Annotated in this window: 18 protein-coding genes; 14 read left to right on the forward strand and 4 right to left on the reverse strand. The window is 68.8% G+C overall.

The genetic code is table 11. From position 1 onward, the window contains the following. Positions 1-10: 10 nt before the first annotated feature. The 3 genes from RN901_RS10585 (at position 11) to RN901_RS10595 (ending at position 4455) form a co-directional block, all read left to right on the forward strand. Positions 11-487 (forward strand): hypothetical protein, encoded by a 477-nt coding sequence (locus RN901_RS10585; RefSeq protein WP_310758249.1) that lies wholly within the window; start codon positions 11-13, stop codon positions 485-487. 171 nt (positions 488-658) lie between these two features. Continuing rightward, positions 659-2674 carry a hypothetical protein gene (locus RN901_RS10590; protein ID WP_310758250.1) on the forward strand — a complete coding sequence of 672 codons (2016 nt, stop codon included), beginning with the start codon at positions 659-661 and terminating at the stop codon, positions 2672-2674. A gap of 59 nt (positions 2675-2733) precedes the next feature. Further along, complete coding sequence (locus tag RN901_RS10595; protein WP_310758251.1) at positions 2734-4455, forward strand: carboxypeptidase-like regulatory domain-containing protein; 1722 nt, start codon at positions 2734-2736, stop codon at positions 4453-4455. 36 nt (positions 4456-4491) lie between these two features. Here the strand turns inward: RN901_RS10595 and RN901_RS10600 are convergent, their stop codons facing one another. Further along, positions 4492-5796, reverse strand: coding sequence for an amidohydrolase (locus RN901_RS10600; protein ID WP_310758252.1), 1305 nt, complete (start codon positions 5794-5796; stop codon positions 4492-4494). A 244-nt stretch (positions 5797-6040) separates the two neighbouring features. On the opposite strand from RN901_RS10600, the gene RN901_RS10605 reads away from it, so the two are divergent. From RN901_RS10605 to pdxH, 6 genes are all read left to right on the forward strand, one after another. Then, positions 6041-6484 (forward strand): ArsI/CadI family heavy metal resistance metalloenzyme, encoded by a 444-nt coding sequence (locus tag RN901_RS10605; protein WP_310758253.1) that lies wholly within the window; start codon positions 6041-6043, stop codon positions 6482-6484. After that, positions 6477-7085: a sigma-70 family RNA polymerase sigma factor gene (locus tag RN901_RS10610; protein ID WP_310758254.1), complete on the forward strand. Its 609-nt coding sequence runs from the start codon at positions 6477-6479 to the stop codon at positions 7083-7085. Before RN901_RS10605 ends, RN901_RS10610 begins: the two co-directional genes overlap by 8 nt. After that, complete coding sequence (locus tag RN901_RS10615; RefSeq protein ID WP_345782381.1) at positions 6986-8350, forward strand: FAD-dependent oxidoreductase; 1365 nt, start codon at positions 6986-6988, stop codon at positions 8348-8350. The genes RN901_RS10610 and RN901_RS10615 overlap by 100 nt, the downstream gene beginning before the upstream one ends. Before the next feature lie 105 nt (positions 8351-8455). Further along, positions 8456-8989 (forward strand): Ig-like domain-containing protein, encoded by a 534-nt coding sequence (locus RN901_RS10620; RefSeq protein WP_310758256.1) that lies wholly within the window; start codon positions 8456-8458, stop codon positions 8987-8989. A gap of 121 nt (positions 8990-9110) precedes the next feature. Beyond that, positions 9111-10166 carry a hypothetical protein gene (locus tag RN901_RS10625; protein ID WP_310758257.1) on the forward strand — a complete coding sequence of 352 codons (1056 nt, stop codon included), beginning with the start codon at positions 9111-9113 and terminating at the stop codon, positions 10164-10166. Next, positions 10163-10840 carry a pyridoxamine 5'-phosphate oxidase gene (pdxH, locus tag RN901_RS10630; RefSeq protein WP_310758258.1) on the forward strand — a complete coding sequence of 226 codons (678 nt, stop codon included), beginning with the start codon at positions 10163-10165 and terminating at the stop codon, positions 10838-10840. The genes RN901_RS10625 and pdxH overlap by 4 nt, the downstream gene beginning before the upstream one ends. A gap of 54 nt (positions 10841-10894) precedes the next feature. On the opposite strand, the gene RN901_RS10635 is transcribed toward pdxH, so the two are convergent. Continuing rightward, the gene (locus RN901_RS10635) at positions 10895-12244 is read right to left on the reverse strand and encodes a sodium-dependent transporter (protein ID WP_310758259.1); all 1350 of its coding nucleotides are present in this window, start codon (positions 12242-12244) and stop codon (positions 10895-10897) included. Positions 12245-12342: 98 nt separating this feature from the next. Here RN901_RS10635 and RN901_RS10640 point away from each other — a divergent pair, with 98 nt between their 5' ends. Next, on the forward strand, positions 12343-13992 hold the full coding sequence (locus RN901_RS10640) for a SulP family inorganic anion transporter (protein ID WP_310758260.1): 1650 nt from the start codon (positions 12343-12345) through the stop codon (positions 13990-13992). On the opposite strand, the gene RN901_RS10645 is transcribed toward RN901_RS10640, so the two are convergent. After that, positions 13989-14693: a hypothetical protein gene (locus tag RN901_RS10645; RefSeq protein WP_310758261.1), complete on the reverse strand. Its 705-nt coding sequence runs from the start codon at positions 14691-14693 to the stop codon at positions 13989-13991. The genes RN901_RS10640 and RN901_RS10645 overlap by 4 nt on opposite strands. After that, positions 14690-15166 (reverse strand): hypothetical protein, encoded by a 477-nt coding sequence (locus RN901_RS10650; RefSeq protein WP_310758262.1) that lies wholly within the window; start codon positions 15164-15166, stop codon positions 14690-14692. Before RN901_RS10650 ends, RN901_RS10645 begins: the two co-directional genes overlap by 4 nt. A gap of 222 nt (positions 15167-15388) precedes the next feature. Here RN901_RS10650 and RN901_RS10655 point away from each other — a divergent pair, with 222 nt between their 5' ends. The 4 genes from RN901_RS10655 to RN901_RS10670 all read left to right on the forward strand — a co-directional run bounded on the left by RN901_RS10655 (position 15389) and on the right by RN901_RS10670 (position 18508). Then, complete coding sequence (locus tag RN901_RS10655; RefSeq protein WP_310758263.1) at positions 15389-16231, forward strand: alkaline phosphatase family protein; 843 nt, start codon at positions 15389-15391, stop codon at positions 16229-16231. A 99-nt stretch (positions 16232-16330) separates the two neighbouring features. Further along, positions 16331-17530 (forward strand): N(4)-(beta-N-acetylglucosaminyl)-L-asparaginase, encoded by a 1200-nt coding sequence (locus RN901_RS10660; RefSeq protein WP_310758264.1) that lies wholly within the window; start codon positions 16331-16333, stop codon positions 17528-17530. A 31-nt stretch (positions 17531-17561) separates the two neighbouring features. Beyond that, entirely contained in the window at positions 17562-18017 is a 456-nt protein-coding gene (locus RN901_RS10665; protein WP_310758265.1) for a GNAT family N-acetyltransferase, read from the forward strand. Then, the gene (locus RN901_RS10670) at positions 18014-18508 is read left to right on the forward strand and encodes a BsuPI-related putative proteinase inhibitor (RefSeq protein WP_310758266.1); all 495 of its coding nucleotides are present in this window, start codon (positions 18014-18016) and stop codon (positions 18506-18508) included. The genes RN901_RS10665 and RN901_RS10670 overlap by 4 nt, the downstream gene beginning before the upstream one ends. The last annotated feature ends 4 nt before the right edge of the window (positions 18509-18512 follow it).

Genomic DNA, 18512 nt, shown 5'->3' on the forward strand with positions numbered 1-18512 from the left:
GTGAAGAACGATGAGACATTTTCAGCCGAAACTGCCAATCGCACTGCTGACCGCGGGACTCCTGGTTCTTTCCGCCTGCGGCGACAGCACCACTGAACCCGAAGACGATCACGAAGATCACGCCGGAGAAGTCGAAGGCGTGGTTCTGTCGCTGAGCGGCCAGACCATCGCGTCCTACGATGGGGAGTCCGGACGGTGGACGGGAGAACTCGAGGTGGAGGCCGGCGAGGAGACGTCCCACATCGCCGTCGTGTTCGTGGACCACGACCAGCAGGCGGTTCCGCTGGACGCCGATTTCTACCTGGAAGTGATGGTCGAGGACGAGTCCATCGCCGAGTTCGAGCAGGACCGTCCCGGGGAGTTCGGGGGACACCTGCACGGAGTGGCGGAGGGCGAGACCGAGGTCACCTTCAGCCTGATGCACGGCACGGTCGGGTCGGGACACGCGGACTTCGTGACGGCACCGGTGCACGCGCACGTGCACTAAACCGGTTCCACGATTCGCAGCAGTCCGTAAACCCCTCCCCGGAGCGATTTCCGGGGAGGGGTTGTCTTTGCTCGCTTGACCGCCGGATCGGGTGCGGTTCAGGTTCACGACCCGTATCCCGCCGCCCATGCGCGGCCGCCTCGACTGTCTCGCCCCCATGGAGAGGTCTCGATGAGCAGAGTGCGCTCAACATCCCCTGCGCCGCCGTCCACGTTCCGCCGCGTCCCCGTCCTGCTCGCGCTCGGCATTGCCGTCGCCGGCTGCGCGGAAAGCGGCGGTAGCGCGTCCGGCAGCGCCGAGTGGAAGAACATCGCCGGCAACGATATGGGCCAGCGCTACTCGTCCCTCGACCAGATCGGCCCGCAGAACTTCGAAGACCTCGAGGTCGCCTGGGTCTGGGACGGTTCGGACTACCCGGCGGTGAACGCGCGCGCCACGCCGATCTACGTGGACGGGATGCTGATCTCCGTGGCGGGCGAGAAGCGGCATACCTATGCGATCGACGCGGGCACCGGGGAGAAGGTCTGGGAGTACGTCGAGCCCGAGACCTTCCGCTGGGAGTACTCGATGCGGAAGAACCACGGGAAGGGCGTCGCGTACGGGGAGATCGACGGCCGCGCGGTCGTCTACATGGTGAGTCCCGCCTTCTTCCTGCACGCGCTGTGGGCCGACACGGGCGAGCATGTGTCGGGCTTCGGCGGGCCGACCGGCGTCCCGGGCTTCCCGGAGTCGGGGGTCGTCGACCTGCTCGCGGGGCTCGGGCACGAATTCGATCCGTACCACGGCATCCCGCTCGAGACCGGCTACATCACGAGTTCGTCGCCTCCGATCGTCGTCAACGGCGTGATCGTCGTGGGGAACTCGGCGGAGCAGGGCTATAACCAGTCGCGGCGCGAGAACGTGCCCGGCGACATCCTCGGCTACGACGCCCGTACGGGCGACTTCATGTGGAAGTTCAACGTCCTCCCGGGACCCGGCGAGTTCGGTCACGAGACGTGGGAGAACGACGCCTGGGAGTGGACGGGCGACATCTCGTCGTGGGCGCCGCTTTCGGCGGACGAGGAGCGCGGGATCGTCTACGTCCCGACTAACGGAGCCACGATGGATTTCTGGGGTGGGTTCCGGCCGGGCGACAACCTGTTCTCGACGAGCCTGATCGCGCTCGATGTGCGGACGGGAGAACGGGTTTGGCACTATCAGCTCGTGCACCACGACATATGGAACTACGACACGCCGCAGATCCCCGTGCTGATGGATGTGACGGTGGATGGTGAGGACATTCCGGCGATCGTGCAGGTCACGAAGCAGGCCTTCGCGTACGCGTTCAACCGGGAGACGGGCGAGCCGATCTGGCCGATCGAGGAGCGGCCGGTGCCGGAGGGTCTCATGCCGGGCGAAGCGCTCTCGCCGACGCAGCCGTTCCCGACCCGGCCGGCGCCGTACGACATGCAGGGGCTGACGCACGACGACCTGATCGACTTCACCCCGGAACTGCGAGAAGCCGCGATCGAGGCGCTCGATGACTACGTGATCGGACCGCTGTTCACGCCGCCGCTGCACCGGGACAACGACCTCGGCAAGGTGGCGTCGATGTGGTGTCCGGGAGATGTGGGCGGGACGAACATCGACGGGACGCCGGCGGCGGATCCCGAGACCGGCATCCTCTACGTGACCTCTCAGAAGGGGTGCGGATCGCGGATCATGGTGCCGGGGGAGGAGCGCGACGCGCGGGAGCCCGCGCAGACGGGGACGACGATCACGAAGTTCGCGGTCGGAGGCTTCGCGGGCGTCCGCCGGGTGCAGGGTCTCCCGCTCTTCAAGCCCCCGTACAGCCGAATCACGGCGATCGACATGAACACGGGCGAGCACCTGTGGTGGATTCCGGTGGGCGACACGCCGAACAACGTGCTCGAGCACGACGCGCTCCAGGGCATGGACATCCCCAACACGGGCACGGGGCGGCAGGCGGCGCAGATCGTCACGAGCACCCTGCTCATGTACACGGGGGAGGGGAGCGACGGGACCTCCTACCTGTTCGCCGTGGACAAGGCGACGGGCGAGCGGCTGGGGCGGGTCGAGCTTCCCGCGCAGCCGCGGTACGGGATGATGACGTACATGCATGAAGGCAGGCAGCACGTCGTGATCCAGGCTCCCAACCGGTTGATGGCGCTCCGCCTAACGGACTGATCGCGGGCCTCCAGGGGCCCGGGTTGGCGCCGGTGGCGGCGCCTCGCGACATTTCCGGCATGAGGTATCTGCTCGTTGCGCTGGCGTGGTGGTCGTGGATCGCGGCGCCCGTCGCGGCCCAGACCATCAGCGGCACCGTGCGGGAGACGAACGGCGGCCCGTTGATCTCGGGCGGATTCGTCAGCCTCCTGGACGCTTCGGACGAGGCGGTTCAGGCCGACTTCACGGCAGCGGACGGCGTGTTCTCGCTCCGGGCGCCCGGCCCGGGCACCTACCGGATCCGAGTGGAACGGATCGGTTACGCCGACTGGGTCACGGCGTCGTACGAACTGGCCCCGGGGCAACGACTGGCGGTCACTGTCGAGATCCTGCCACGCCCGGTGCGGCTCGGCGACCTGCGAGTGGAGGTGACCGGCTCATGCCTGGACGACCCGAGCCAGGGGGCCGAACTCGCCACGGTGTGGGAGGAAGCGCGCAAGGCGCTCGAGACGGCGGTGTGGGCCGAGGGCCGCGGGGAACTCACGTTCACCCTCCGTGAATACCAGCGCACCCTCGATCCGCGTCATCTCACGACGCTGGAGGTGGAGAGCCGCACGCGGCGGCATGTCCGGCTGCCCCCGTTCCGGAGTCTGCCGGCATCCCGCCTCGTGGCGTCGGGCTATGCATTCGTGGACGCGGACTCCGCCGTCTTCTACGCGCCGGACGCGACGGTGCTGCTGTCGCCGGAGTTCCGGGACACCCAGTGTTTCGGCCTGGAACGCGCCGAAGTCGACGACGAACCGATGCTCGGCATCACGTTCCGTCCACGGCACAGACGCCGCGTGATCGACGTCGAGGGCACGCTCTGGCTCGACGAGGAGAGCGCGGAACTGCGCCGCGTTCAGATCCGGTACCGCAACGTCCCGTTGCCGCGAAACGCGCGACGGCAGCACATCGGCGCGGACCTCACGTTCGACCGCCTGCCGAACGGCCCGTTCTACGTCCGCGACTGGTGGGTGCGGTTCCCGATCGGTAGCCGGAGTTCACGCTTCCGGGCGGGTCTGTCCGGTCGTCCGGACCCCGTACTCGTGGCCTACCGCCAGACGGGGGGCACGGTGACGGACGCCTTCGCGGGCGGCGTCTCGTTTGAGGTCGGCGAGGGTGCGGTCACGGGTGTTCTGCGGGACAGCGTGAGCGGCGGACCGCTCGCGGGCGCGGAAATCGTCGTCCGCGACTGGGACGACGCCGCGGCGTTCCTGCCCCGGCCGGCGGCCGCCGACGTCCCGTTCAGCGCGGTCACGGACGAGGAGGGAGGCTTCCAGGTGGCGGGGCTTCCGGATGGCGTCTACGCGCTGGGCGTGTACCATCCGAAACTCCGGGCCGCGGGGGTACGGATCAACGAGACCCGCGTGGTCGTCGAGGATCGGACCAGCGATCCTCTGGAGCTGTGGACTCCGTCCGACGAAGCTCTCTTCGCGCGTGTCTGTCCCGGTTCGTCGCCCTACGGGAGTACGGGCGCCGTCGTCGGGTTCGCGCGCGATGCCGACACGGGGCTCCCGGTGCCGGACATCGAGGTCGAAGTCGTGTGGCGCGTGCGCCGGCTCCAGGGCACGGCGCGGACCGCCGTCGTATCGGAACAGTCCCAATACGCCGGCGGGGTGTCGGACGAGCGTGGCAGGTTTGCGATCTGCGACGTCCCCCTCGGCGAGCGGGTCGTCCTGCGGCCGCGGGGTCTGGACGAGGGCGTCGAACTCGAACTCGTGACGCGCCTCGCGTGGCGCGACGTGCTCGTCGAACCCTAGCAGCCCGCCGCTCCCGGCCTCCCGCGGCTCGGACGGTCAGTCCGTGGACGGGCGGCGCGACTTCAGGTAGTCGAGGAGCAGGTTCGACATCGCGCGCATCCCGATCGAAATCGAGGCGTCGTCGGCGCGGAAGTCCGGCGTGTGGTGGCCCCCCGAGCCCAATTCCGGGTTCACCGAACCCAGCCGGTAGTAGAACCCCGGTACCTCGTTCGCGAAGTAGGCGAAGTCCTCGCCGCCCATCGTGGGATCAATCACGAGGACGTTTTCCCCGCCGACGATCTTCGCGAGCGTCGGCGCCATCTCCGCGGTGAGGTCGCGGTCGTTGATCGTCGCGGGCGTGCCGCGGTCGTAGTCGAGCACGTAGCTGCCGCCGCCGGCGGTGGTGATGCCGTCGAGGATCTCGTCCATCCGCCGCTCGACGGCGTCCCGCACGTCGGGGTTGTACGTCCGGACCGTGCCCTCGAGCCACATCTCCATCGGGATGATGTTGAAGCGCTCGCCGCCCCGCATGACGCCGACGGTGATGACGCTGGGCTCGAGCGGAGAGAGGTTGCGCGAGCGGATCGTCTGGAAGGCGGTCACGGCCTGCGAGGCCATCACGACGGGGTCGATGCTCGTCTGCGGCTGGGCGCCGTGCGCCTGCCGGCCGATGATCCGGATCTTGAAGTGGTCGACGGCCGCGAAGGCGGGGCCCGGGGTGTAGCCCAGCTTCCCCACGTCCATCTCGGAGAAGGTGTGAAGCCCGAAGATGGCAGACGGAACGACGCCCTCCAGCGCGCCTTCCCGCACCATCAGGTCGGCGCCGCCCTCCTCGCCGGGGGGCGGGCCCTCTTCCGCAGGCTGGAAGATGAACTTGATCGTGCCCGGGATTTCGTCGCGCATCGAAGCGAGGACCGAGGCCACGCCGAGTTGCACGGCGGTGTGCACGTCGTGGCCGCACGCGTGCGACACGCCGACTTCCTGTCCGCCGTACTCGGTGCGCACCGTGGAGGCGAAGGAATACCCCGTGTTCTCCGTGACGGGAAGCGCGTCCATGTCCGCCCGCACAGCGACCACGTCGCCGGGGAGGCCTCCCTTCAGGATCCCGATGACTCCGGTGTGGGCGACCCCCTCGATGACTTCGTCGAAGCCCAGTTCACGCAGGTGGGCCGCGACCATGGCCGCGGTCTCGAACTCGCGGTTGCCGAGTTCGGGGAACTGGTGGATCTGATGGCGCATCTCGACGATCCGGTCGATCACGCGGTCGACCGCCGCGTCCACGGCCGGGTCCTGCCCCGCCAGCGGAGTGACGAGCGTTCCGGCGAGCCACGCGAGGGCAAACGAAGTTCGGGACGTACGCATGCTTCTTCCTGGTCGCGGATTCACACGAAGGACCGCCACGGCGGCGGTCCGCACTGGGCACGGAACGTGGGTCGGCGGGGTCCGTGCGGGCAACGGTGCGCGGCCGGCGACGCCGGCTGGCGGCGGCGGCGGGGGGAAGCGAGACTTCGACTCGATGCGTCCTTTCGCCGTCTCGTTCGTCTAACGGGATGAGAAGAGGAAGTGGAGGACGACGACGAGCCACGAAACCGGGGAGAAGCGATCCATGCGACTACAACTCGCCCTCAACGTGAGAGACATCGACGAAGCGGTGGACTACTACGCGAAGTTCTTCGGCGCGACCCCGCACAAGCGCCGTCCCGGCTACGCGAACTTCGCGATCGACGAACCGCCCCTGAAACTCGTCCTGTTTGAGAACCCTGACGCGTCGGAGCGCATCAATCACCTGGGCGTGGAGGTGTTCGATGATGCGTCGGTACGCAGGGCCGGGGCGAGGCTGGAGGCGGCCGACATACTCACGGCCGTGGAGGAGGAGACGGTGTGCTGTCACGCGGCCCAGACGAAGGTCTGGTCCGACGAGCCGCAGGGTCTCCGCTGGGAGTGGTACGTCGTCACGGACGACGCGCCGGATGACGAAGCGCCGGCCGTAGCGTGCATGCCCGACGGCGGGTGTGAAACCGAGGCTCACACCGAGGTCTGCTGTGCCTGATGAATCAGGCGCCGCGCGCGCCCTGCCCGCGTGGTCCGACTTTCGGAGCCGCCTGCGGCGCTACGTCGCCGGGCGCGTGGACGCCGCCTGGGCGGATGATGTCACGGGGGACATCCTCGTTCGCCTGCTCGAGCGCCAGGGAGACCTCGCAGAGGCTCGGGATCCGCTCGCCTGGGCCTATCGCGTCGCGACGAATGTCATCACCGATCACTATCGGCGCCGGGCGGTCGAGTCGCGGGCGCTGGCCCGGGCGGGCCGGGAGGCCGGCGGGCGGGAGCGGACTCCTGACACGGAAGGCCACGAGGCCGTGCGGCGGGACCTGGAAGCGTGTCTGCTTCCGTTTGCTCGGGAGCTGCCGGCGAAGTACTCGGAGGCGCTGATCCTCACGACCTTCGGCGGGCTCACGCAGGTCGAGGCGGCGCGCCGGCTCGGACTCAGCACCTCGGGCATGAAGTCACGGGTCCAGCGGGCGCGCGCGCTGCTGAGGCGGCGGCTCCTGGAGTGCTGCGACTTCGAGATGGACCGTCGCGGGGGCGTGATCGATATGCGGCCGCGACGAACGTGCTCCACCGACGCCCGGCAACCGGCGGCGCTTGCGTGAGAGTCGCGGTCATCGGCGGCGGCGTCATCGGACTGTGCGTCGCCCACTATCTCGAGCGTCGTGGAGCCGAGGTCGTGCTCGTGGAACGAGACGAGATCGGCGGCGGGTGTTCGAAGGGAAACGGCGGTTGGGTATGTCCGTCGATCTCCCGCCCCCTGCCGGCTCCCGGGCTGACGCTGACCTCGCTCCGCTGGATGCTCCGCTCCGACAGCCCCCTCTACATCAAGCCGTCGGCCATGCCCCGGCTCATGGGGTGGCTGTGGGCCTTCCGCCGTCACTGTAACGCCGAGAGCTACCGGGCAGGGGTGGCCGCCCTCGCGGCGCTGAACGCCGCGACGGACCGGCTCTACCGCGGTCTCGCGAACGAGGGCATGGCATTCGAGCGCGCCGCGAGCGGGACGATTCTCGCCTACGATGATGAGACCGAACTCCGACAGACCGAGGAGTTGCTGGCGCGGCTGGGAGAGGACCGGGTGGGGCCGGTGGACGTCCTCGACCGCGAGGCTCTCGCGGAGGCGGAGCCGGATCTCGGGGGCGGCCTGATCGGCCTGCGGGTGCGCGGGGATACGCATGTGCGCCCCGAGTCCCTGTGCGCCGAGATTGCCGGGAGCCTGGAGGCACGTGGCGTCGAAATCAGAACGGGAGAGCGTGTGGTCGGCTTCGCGCCCGGAGACGGCCGCGTCCGGATGGCGCTCACGTCGACGGCGGGAAGCGGCGCCGCAGCGAACGGGGAACCGGCGAGGCTGGGCGCGGATGCCTTCGTGCTCGCCGCGGGGGCCGAGACGGCTGCCCTTGCGGCGGCCGTCGGGCGGCGGCTTCCCGTGCAGGCGGGGAAGGGCTACAGCATCACCGTGAGGAACTCGCGGGTCCGGCTCTCGCAACCCCTGCACGTGACGCCGGCGAGAATCGGCTTCACGCCGTTTCGCGGTGCGGTGCGGACGATCGGGACGATGGAGTTCTCCGGCATCAACCTGCGCCTCGACCGGCGCCGCATAGCGATCCTGGAGCGGGCCGCGCGGCGCTACCTGCCCGGGGCGCTGGAGGGATCGGAGCGCGTCGACTGGGTGGGCATGCGGCCCGTGACGCCGGACGGCCTCCCCGCCGTCGGCTGGCTGCCCGGTCTCCCCAACGTGTGCGTCGCCACGGGACACCAGATGCTCGGCGTCACGCTGGCCCCCGCGACCGGCCACGCGCTCGCGCAACTCGTGCTCGACAGACGCTCGGACATCGATCTCGCGCCTTTCGATCCCGCGCGCTTCGCCTGACGCCTAGGGCCTCGAGGGTGTCCTGATTCGTTGCAGCCGGGCACCGGCGACCGCATCGTGGTGCGCGTCGCCCATGATGGTCGACCATACGGGGCTGGATGAGCGATGGCACCTTTTCGACTCCGCACACAACCCGGGCCGCGAGCGCCGCATCTTCACCGTTGTCGGGTCCTGCTCGTCGCTCCGCTGCTGGCACTGGGGTGCGGGGACGGCGAACCCGGAACCGCCCCGCCGGGAACACCCGTAGCCACCACACTCGCCATCACCCCCTCGTCCGCGGTTCTGGCCGCATTGGGACAGACCGTACAACTGACCGCGACCGTGCGCGATCAGGCCGGCATGGTCATGTCCGGCATCGGCGTGAACTGGGCGAGCAGCGACGGCGGAATCGTGACGGTCGATCCCGCCGGACTGGTTACGGCGGTAGGCAACGGAGCCACAAACGTCACGGCCACCGTCCAGGGCGGCGGCGCCTCTGGGGGCGCGGCCATCACCGTTTCGCAGACGGTCACGGCGCTGACGGTGTCACCCGATCAGGCCGCGGTCGACGCGCTGGAAACGCTTCAGACTGACCGCACAGGCTCTGGACGCGAACGAAAACCCGGTCGGCGGCGTGGACTTCTCGTGGCTCTCCCATGACGAGTCGGTGGCTACGGTAAGCGCCGCCGGCCTGGTGACCGCGGTAGCACCGGGATCGGTAGCGATATCCGTGCAGGCGTCCGGAACCGGCCTCAGCGCGACCGCGCGGATCGTAGTGAGCGTGTCCGAAAGGTTTGCCCTGGTGACGCTGTACAACGCAACCGGCGGCTCGCGCTGGACGATAAGCGACAACTGGCTGACGGACGCGCCGACCGGCCAATGGCGTGGAGTGACCACCGACGCGGAGGGCCGGGTAATCGGGCTGGAACTCTCCGGCGTCGGGCTCGAGGGCCGCTTGCCGCAGGAATTCGCGTACCTCACGAATCTTCGGCGTCTCAACCTGTCATACAACCAGTTGACCGGTGACATCCCGGCATATCTGGCTGAGTTCACGGAGCTTGAAGAACTCGGCCTCGCCGTGAACGCGCTCACGGGCCCGATCCCGGTCGAGCTGTCCCGTCTCACCAACTTGAGAGTGCTGGACCTCTCCAACGATCTGTTCGCGGGCCGGAACCGGCTCACCGGACAGATTCCGTCCGAACTCGTCCAACTGAGCCATCTCGAGGTGCTGAACCTCGCCTTCAACAGCCTGACCGGACCGATTCCGGCGGAACTCGCGAGCCTGCGCAACCTCACGGTTCTCGACATTGAGCAGAACGACCTGAGCGGCCCCATTCCGTCGGATCTGGACAACCTCTCCGATCTTGAGGTTCTTTCGCTCTCCGGCAATCGAATCACCGGCACCATCCCTTCGGCGTTCGGAGACCTCTCCAATCTCCGCGACCTGAAGCTCCACATGAATCAACTGTCCGGGCCGATCCCGCCCAGCCTGGGGAGACTGCGCAGCCTGACCCGGTTGTCCCTGTGCTGTAATGCGTTGACGGGCCAGATTCCGCCCGAGCTGGGCAACCTTTCGTCCGTCGAGTTTCTCGGACTTCAGGTAAACGAGCTGTCCGGGTCGGTGCCTTCCGAGTTTGGAAGGCTTTCCGCGCTCCGGCACCTGTACTTTTTCACCAACGCGGATTTGCGCGGGCCGCTTCCGCAGGAACTCGTGAATCTGCGACTCACCACGTTCAACTGGATCCTCGCCGGCTTGTGTTCTCCCCCCAACGCCGAATTTCAGAATTGGCTCCGGAGCATTCCGCGCTACGACGGCGGGGGCGTGTGCTCGACATGAGCAAATTCGACGACCTTCGCACCCACCTGCGAGCGATCCGCACGCTCACGAGGGGCGTGACGCACGGTCTTCCGGTCCTCGAGGCGGCGGCGGATCCCTACGATCTGTTCAACGAGTGGTTCCGGGATGCCGAGGCTTCCGGGTTGCTCCTGCCCGAGTCGATGGCGCTCGCCACGGCGACCGGCGACGGGCGGCCTTCGGTGCGGATGGTCCTCCTGAAGGGAGTCGGCCCCGACGGTTTCCGTTTCTTCACCAACTACGGCAGCCACAAAGCCCTGGAACTGGACGACAATCCGCAGGCCTCGCTCTGCTTCCACTGGTCTGTGCTCGAGCGGCAGGTGCGCATCGAAGGGCGGGTCGAGCGCCTCTCGGCGGAAGACTCGGCCGCGTACTTCGCGACGCGCGACCGCGGGAGCCAGATCGGCGCGTGGGCTTCCGCACAGAGCCGCCCCATCGCCGACCGCGCCGGACTCGAAGCTCGGGTGGCGGAGGCGGAGGCCCGGTTCGACGGGAGGGACGTGCCCTTGCCCGACTTCTGGGGCGGATACGTCCTCGTCCCCGACCGGATCGAGTTCTGGCAGGGCAGGGCGAACCGGCTGCACGATCGTCTCGAGTACACGCCGCGCCACACACCGCACGACGGAAGCTGGGAGATCGCCCGCCTCCAGCCGTAAGCGGGCGGCCTCGCGGGTGTCGCTTCAACGCGGCAAGGCTCTTGCCGCGGGCCGCTAGCCCAGGAGGCCGAGTCCGGCGAGGACGACGAGCCCCACGGCGACCGGCACGACGAAGCGCATCACCGGACCCCAGGCGGCGGTGATCCGGAAGCGCCCCGCCCCCTGGTTGGTCTCCGCGCGGAACCGTTCGAACCCCCACGCGAGGGCGACGTAGAGTGAGATCGCGAGCCCGCTCACCGTGAGGAAGATATTCCCCGACACGTAGTCGGCGAGTTCGAACAGGCCGCGCCCGCCGACCTGCACCGCGGCCCACGGCCCGCCGCCGAGGGCGAGCGGGACCCCCGCGAGGAGGAGGACCGCGAGCGCCGTCCACAGCGATCGCCGACGACTCCAGCCGAACGAATCCATGGCGCTCGCCGTCAGGGCTTCGAGCAGCGCGAGACACGACGTGAGTCCCGCGATGAACACGAAGAAGAAGAAGAACGCCGCCGCCACCTCACCCGCCGGCAGACGGCCGAAGAGCCCCGCCATCGTGATGAAGAGGAGGCCCGCCCCCTGGTCCGGCTCCATGCCGAAGGCGAACAGGGCGGGGAACATGACGAACCCGGCGAGGACCGCGGCGATCGTATCGCAGGCCACGATGGAGGCGGCGCTTCCGGGGATGTCGCTCCGGCGCGGATGCAGAAAACTCCCGAACACGAAGGCGCCCATCATCCCTACGCCGATGGAGTAGAAGGCCTGTCCGAGCGCCGCGAGCCACGTCTCCGGACCGATGGCCGAGAAATCGGGCGCGAGATACCAGCGGACGCCTTCCCAGGCCCCGTCGAACTGCAGCGAAACGATCCCGAGTCCGATGAGGAAGAAGAAGAGGATGGGAATCAGGAGTCGTGCCGCGCGCTCGATCCCCCGCCGCAATCCTCGGGTGATGATGAGCCCCGCCAGCAGCATCACGGGGATCGTGTAGGCGAGAACCTCTCCCGGACGCGCGGTGAAGGCCGCGAACGACTCCGCCGCGGCCTGCACGCTTCCGGCGTCGTAACCCCCTCGAAAAGCGCGGACGAAGTAGGCCGCGATCCAGCCCATGATGAGCTGGTAGTAGGACATGATGAGGAACGCGGCGCCCACGCCGAGCCAGCCGATCGCGCGGAAGGGGCTTCGACCGACGAGCTTCCGCATCCCGGCCAGCGGTGTCGCCTGCGCGCGCCGCCCGAGACTGATTTCGGCCGTGAACAGCGGGATCCCGATCAGGACCGCCAGCAGCACGTAGATGAGAAGAAACGCGCCTCCCCCGTTCTCGCCCGCCAGGTAGGGAAATCTCCAGATATTGCCGAGTCCCACCGAGAATCCGGTGGTGGCGAGGATGAAGCCCAGCGGGCTTCCCCAGCGTTCGCGCGTTGCGTTCATTCCCGTCCCTGGCGTGGGTGCCGCTGCCGCGAGCGAGGGCGGTGGTCGCTCGCCCTCCGAGGCGTTCCCAGAGTAACGTGTCCCTGATCGAATGTGCGATGCCGGGACGGACCGCCGGGAAGGAGCGAAGTCTGAAATACGATCTCCCTACGCTGCGCGGGGACCTCTTCGGCGGCATCACGTCGGCGGTGATCGCCCTGCCGGTGTCGCTGGCCTTCGGCGTCGCCTCGGGGCTCGGGCCCGCCGCCGGCCTGTACGGGGCGATTGCGGTCGGTTTCTTCGCGTCCGTGTTCGGCGGCAACCGATTCCAGATATCCGGTCCCACGCCGGCCATGACCGTCGCCATGGCGGTCATCGTGACGACGCATGCTTCGACGCTTGGCGAAGCTTTCACCGTCGTCGTGCTGGCGGGGCTGCTGCAGACCGCGCTCGGCCTGTTGCGGACGGGCCGGTTCGTCGTGTACACGCCTTACGCCGTGATCTCGGGGTTCATGTCGGGGATCGGCATCATCGTCATGTTGATCCAGGTGCTGCCCTTTCTCGGTGCGCCCACGGCGGCGGGCGGTCCCATGGACGCGGTGCGGGCGCTCCCGGAAGCCGTGGCGAACCTGAACGGCGGCGCCCTCATCATCGGCGCGGCGACCCTCGCGGTGAGCATCTTCTGGCCGCAGCGGCTGTCCCGGCTGCTCCCCGGCCCGCTCGTCGCCTTGATCGCGGGGACCGCCCTGGGCGTTTTCTGGCTCACCGATGTGCCGACCATCGGCGCGATCCCCACCGATCTGCCGGAATTGCAGTTGAGTCTGCCCTCCGCGAGCTTCCTGGCCCGCGCCTTCCATCCGGCGCTCGTCCTCGCCCTCCTCGGCTCCGTCGACAGCCTCCTCACGTCGCTCGTGGCCGACTCGCTGACCGGCACGCAGCACGACTCGAACCGCGAACTGGTCGGCCAGGGCATCGGCAACACGATCGCGGGCCTGTTCGGCGGGTTGCCGGGAGCGGGGGCCACGATGGGGACGGTCGTGAACATCCGCGCCGGCGGTCTGACGCGGATGTCCGGCGCTTTGCGTTCGATCCTCCTGCTGGGAGTCCTGCTGGGCCTGGGCCGGTACCTGGAACCGATCCCTCATGCGGTGCTCGCCGGCATCCTGATCAAGGTTGGGTGGGACATCATCGACTGGCCCCTCCTGGCCCACCTTCACCGCATTCGGCGCGACCACCTGTTCGTGCTGATGCTGACGCTCGCCCTGACGGTGTTCGTCGACCTCGTGACGGCCGTGGCCATCGGCCTCATCGTCGCGGGCATGGCGCACGCGCGGCAGATCGAGAGCCTGGAGCTCGATAACGTGCTCTCCGTGCCGCTGCTGGACCGGGTGTTCTTCGAGGGCGGCGAAGGCGCGGACGCAGTGGACGAGTACTCGGCCCGAGTCGGCCTCGTCGCGCTCCGGGGCGCGTTCACCGTCGCGTCGTCCCACAAGCTGGTGAACGTGATCGGGAAGGACATCAAGGACCACGAAATCGTCATCTTCGACTTCTCCGACGCCAAGTATCTCGACGACAGCGCCGCCATGGTCATACGCCAATTGCTGGGCGTTGCCGAGAAGAGCCGCACGCAGGTGATCGTGATGGCGATGTCCGGTTCCGTCGAGAAAACGCTGAGCACTCTCAACATCCTCGCGGGGCTGCCCGACGGCCATGTCGTGGACACCATGGACGAGGCGCGCGAAGTCGCGCTGGACCTCCTGAGCCGCTAGCGGGGCGGGCCGATCCCGACGGAAAGGGTGACGGCGCTGGCCGAGTATCCGTAGTCGAGGAGGACGCCGGGGATTTCCACCGTCCACTCGGTGAGGGAGCGCGCGTAGCCGAGGCGCAGGTCCACAAGCCAGCGGCGGTGCAGCGTCAGGCCGACGCCGATGGATGACGGCCAGCGCGCGCGCTGCTCACGGCGTTCGCCCACCTCACCCGTCTCCGGGTTGACGCCGCTCGTCGCGAATTCGCTCCACATCCGGCGGATCCCGCCGAACACATAGCCCTCGGTCGAGCCGCCCACGGCGCCGAGGCCGAGGAGCACGTTGACGCCGACCCCGAACCGGTCGCGGAGGTCCCACTCGCCGGGCCACACATCGTGTGGTTCGCCGTTCGGGGTGGGCTCGATCGTACCCTCGATCATCCCCCGATTGGCGAGGACGCCCTCGAATTCCAGGCCCGCGAGCAGGCCGCCGAGAACGCGTGTGCGGAGTCCGAGCGATGGGTTGACCGCGAACGTCGGACCCGAGGCCCCCGTCGCGCTCTCGCTCGACCCGCCGCCCGCCGTCACGCGCTTGGAGTGTTCCGCCGAGAGCCAGCTCGCCTCGGGCGCCAGCCGCAGGAACACCTCGGACTGGGCGCGGGCCGCCGGTGCGGTCAGCAGCGAGGCGCAGACAACGAGGGTTGTGGGTCCGGCGAACCGGATCACCGAGGCGCCGGTCCCCCGGTCGCCGCGACCACGCCGCAGTTGGTGAGGAGACGCTGCGCGTCCGCCTTGCCGGAGTCGGAGGGTCCGAGCTGGTTCTCGCCCTGTTCCTCGTCATCGTCGAGTCCCGCCAGGAGGCCGATGTCGTGATCCGCGACCCTTGAGGCGACGACCCTGATATGCGTGTTGCCGGTAGCGGGATTGTCGAACACGGTCGCCGTGAGGACGTCGTGATGGGCGGCCCCGGTGATGAGTTCCTGTACGACGCCGGAGGTCTGCCGGCGACCCCGCACGAACCCGACCTCGAGGTTGCCGTCCTCGATCGTGTAGTCCATGAGGTTCAACTGCGCGACCGCACAGCGGTAGGCGGTTTCCAATTCCGACGGCGCGACACCCTGGAAGGAGACCGGCGCGGTGGAGCAGCCCGCGAGCAGTAGCGGAAGGAGCGGAACGACACGACGGGTGACTCGATTCATGGGTCTCCAATCTTCCAGGGGGGCGTCCGGCGCGCCAGCGGAGTGTACACACCCGGGTTGCAGAAGGTCCGGAGCCCAGGCGACCATGTGAGCATGGTGCCCCGAACCCGACTCCCGATTCTCCGCACGGCCGCCATGCTCGCCGCGATGGTTTCAGGCCTCCTTGCCGCGAGTGCCTGCGGGCCGCGGACCGATTCAATCCCGGTCCGAGGGATCCCCAAAGTGCTATTGATCGGGATCGACGGCGTACGCCCGGATGTGCTCGCAGAGGTGCCGACGCCGGTCATGGACTCGCTCGCGGCCGGCGGCTGGTACACGGCGTCGGCGCGTACGACGACGCCCTCGGTGAGCGGTCCGGCATGGTCCTCGATGCTGACCGGAGTCTGGCCGGAGAAACACGGTGTACTGGATAACGGTTTCGAAGGGCGGCGATACCGGGAACATCCGGATTTTCTCACGCGCCTCGAGCGGGATCGCCCGGACCTCGGCACGTTCGCAGCCGTCGACTGGATGCCTCTGGCTGTCCTTGAGGGGGGAGGCCCGGCGCTCTCCGGCGCGATCGACACGCTGGTCGCCGTGGATGGGTACGAACTCGGATGGGCGGAAGCGGACAGCGTCGTCGCCGCCCGCGCGGCGGAACATCTTGCGGAGGCAGACCCGGATGCGGCCTTCGTCTATCTCGGGAATCCGGACGAGACCAGCCACCGGCACGGGTCGATCGGGCTCGAATACCGCGAGGCCATCACGCTGTCGGATCGGCATGTAGGCTGGCTGATGGAGGCCCTCCGGGCTCGGTCCTCCTACGAGGAGGAAGACTGGCTGGTTCTCATCAGCACGGACCACGGCCGGCGGGAAGACGGCGGCCACGGCGGGGATTCACCTGAAGAGATGACCATCTTCATCCTCGCGAGCGGTGCGGCGACCCGAGGTTGGGCCGCGCCGGGATCCGGATCCACCTACATCATCGACGTCCCCGTCACGGCGCTCGAGCACGTCGGCATCCTCCCCGACGCGGACGCCGAACTCGATGGCGAGCCACTCGCCCGGCTCCGCCGCATTCCGTAACCGCGCGATCCGCGAAGCGCTGGCGTGAGAAGCGGATCTTGCATCAGTTTGGGGCGACGAGACACTCACGCAAAAAAACGGGGGGTTGAGATGTCCGAGATGAATCGTCGCGGTTTCATCGGGCGGGGGCTGAGCCTGGGGGCGGCTGCCGCCGTCGCGGGCGCCGTGCCGGCGCAGGCTTCGGCCCGGGGAAAGCGGCCATCGCTGGCGTCGAGCCGGCGTGCCAGCACGCCGATGATGATCACCAGCCATACGAACGACACGGGGCGGCGCGCGGCTACGGCGGCGTGGCAGGTGCTGTCGGGCGGCGGGGCGGCGATGGACGCGGTCGAGCGCGGCGCGAACATCATCGAACTCGATCCCGACGGGACGGGCGTCGGTTGGGGCGGTCTCCCCAACGCCGAGGGGGTCGTGCAGCTCGACGCGTCCGTCATGGACGGGGCCACGTACAACGCAGGCTCGGTCGCGGGCATCGAGGGGATCCGTACTCCAGCCTCGGTGGCGCGGCTCGTCATGGAGCGCACGGACCACGTCATGCTGATCGGCGAGTACGCGCAGCGCTTCGCCGTCGGCTTCGGCTTCGAGGTCCAGGACCTGATGACGCCGAAATCGCGGGAGATCTGGCTCCGCTGGCGCGAGCGCCTGTCCGCCACGGACGACTGGGGCCCCCCGGACCACCTGCGCCGCCCGCGCGGCGGCTCCGGCGGCGGCTCCGGCGGTGGGCTCGCCCGCGCCGGGTTCGGCGAGGCTGCCACGAGGCGCGAGGCTGAGGAGTGGGCGGAACTGCTCGACCTTCCCGGCCGGGACGGTCCCGACCGCGACTACGTGCTGGCCGAGGCCCTCATCCACCGCTACGGAACGACGAACGTGCTGGCGGTCGATGCGCAGGGGAACGTTTCGGGCATCACGACGACGAGCGGACTCGCCTGGAAGGTCCCCGGCCGCGTGGGCGACTCGCCGATCATCGGCGCCGGGCTGTACGTGGACAACGACATCGGCGCCGCCGCCGTGACCGGACGGGGCGAGGACGTGATCAAGTCGTGCGCCGGGTACTATATCGTCTCGCAGATGGGCGCGGGGCGCACGCCGCAGCAGGCCTGCGAGGACGCCGTGGCGATGATCCGCCACAAGTACCGGAACGTGGCGCCGGACTTCATCCCCTCCGAGAAGTTCGTCGCGATCAACAAGGACGGGGATCACGGCTGCGCCTGGATGCCCTTCCGGGACACGCCGCCCCGCATGACGGTGGCGAACGCGGACGGGATCCAGACGTACGAGGGGGTGAGCGTCGCCGACTGACGAGGCGTCCGACCCGGATCCCGCGTCCGCCGTGTCCGAAGTGACCGTGATCGTCAGGGAAGCGGGTCTCGAGGACGTCGACCGCCTCGCGCCGCTGTTCGACGGATACCGCCAGTTCTACCGGCAGTCGGCGGATCCGGAGGGCGCCCGCCGGTTCCTGGCCGAACGGCTCGGAGCCGGCGAGTCGCGCGTCTTCGTGGCGGAGACGGAGGACGGCTGGCCCCTGGGGTTCGTGCAGCTCTTCCCGTCCTTCTCCTCCGTCTCGATGAGACGGCTCTGGATCCTCAACGACCTCTTCGTCGCGCCGGACGCCCGCCGGTCAGGGGTCGCGCGCGCCCTCATGGACCGCGCGCGGGAACTCGCGGTCGAAACCGGCGCCAAGGGCCTCATCCTGGAGACCGAGTCCCACAATGCGCCCGCCAAGAGGCTGTACGAAGAGCTGGGCTGGGCGCTCGACGGCACCGACCACTACGAGTTGCTCGTGTGAACCCCCGGGCGAACACTCCGCTTGGTGCGGTGGCTCCGGCGGTGCTGCTGCCCGCGCTGGCGGTCTTCGCATGCGGCGCGGGATCGGCCGCGGGATCCGCGGATGAGGAATCCGCCGATGAGGGGTCCGGCCGGCAACTGCGATTGTCGCTGTCGACCGGCGAAGAGCCGCCGGAGGCCGCCACGCCCGTCGTCCTCGAACTGACCGGCACGAACGACGGCCAATCCGCACTCGTCCTCGATTTTCCCGACGGCCAGCGCTACGACTTCGAGGTGATCTCGGAGGATGGGGTCGTCGTCTGGCGTTGGGCGGAGGGCAGGTTCTTCGCCCAGGTGCTGGGACGCGAGACGCTCGAACCCGGTGCCTCGCTGCACTGGACCGGGAGAATCGAAGCCGGGCTTCCGGCCGGCGTCTACCGAGTCATCGCCACACTCACCACGGTGGAGCCGCATGCCATCGAGGCCACGCTCACCGTCCTTCCCCGGAGCTAGCGAC

The organism is Candidatus Palauibacter soopunensis (assembly GCF_947581735.1).
GTDB lineage: Bacteria > Gemmatimonadota > Gemmatimonadetes > Palauibacterales > Palauibacteraceae > Palauibacter > Palauibacter soopunensis.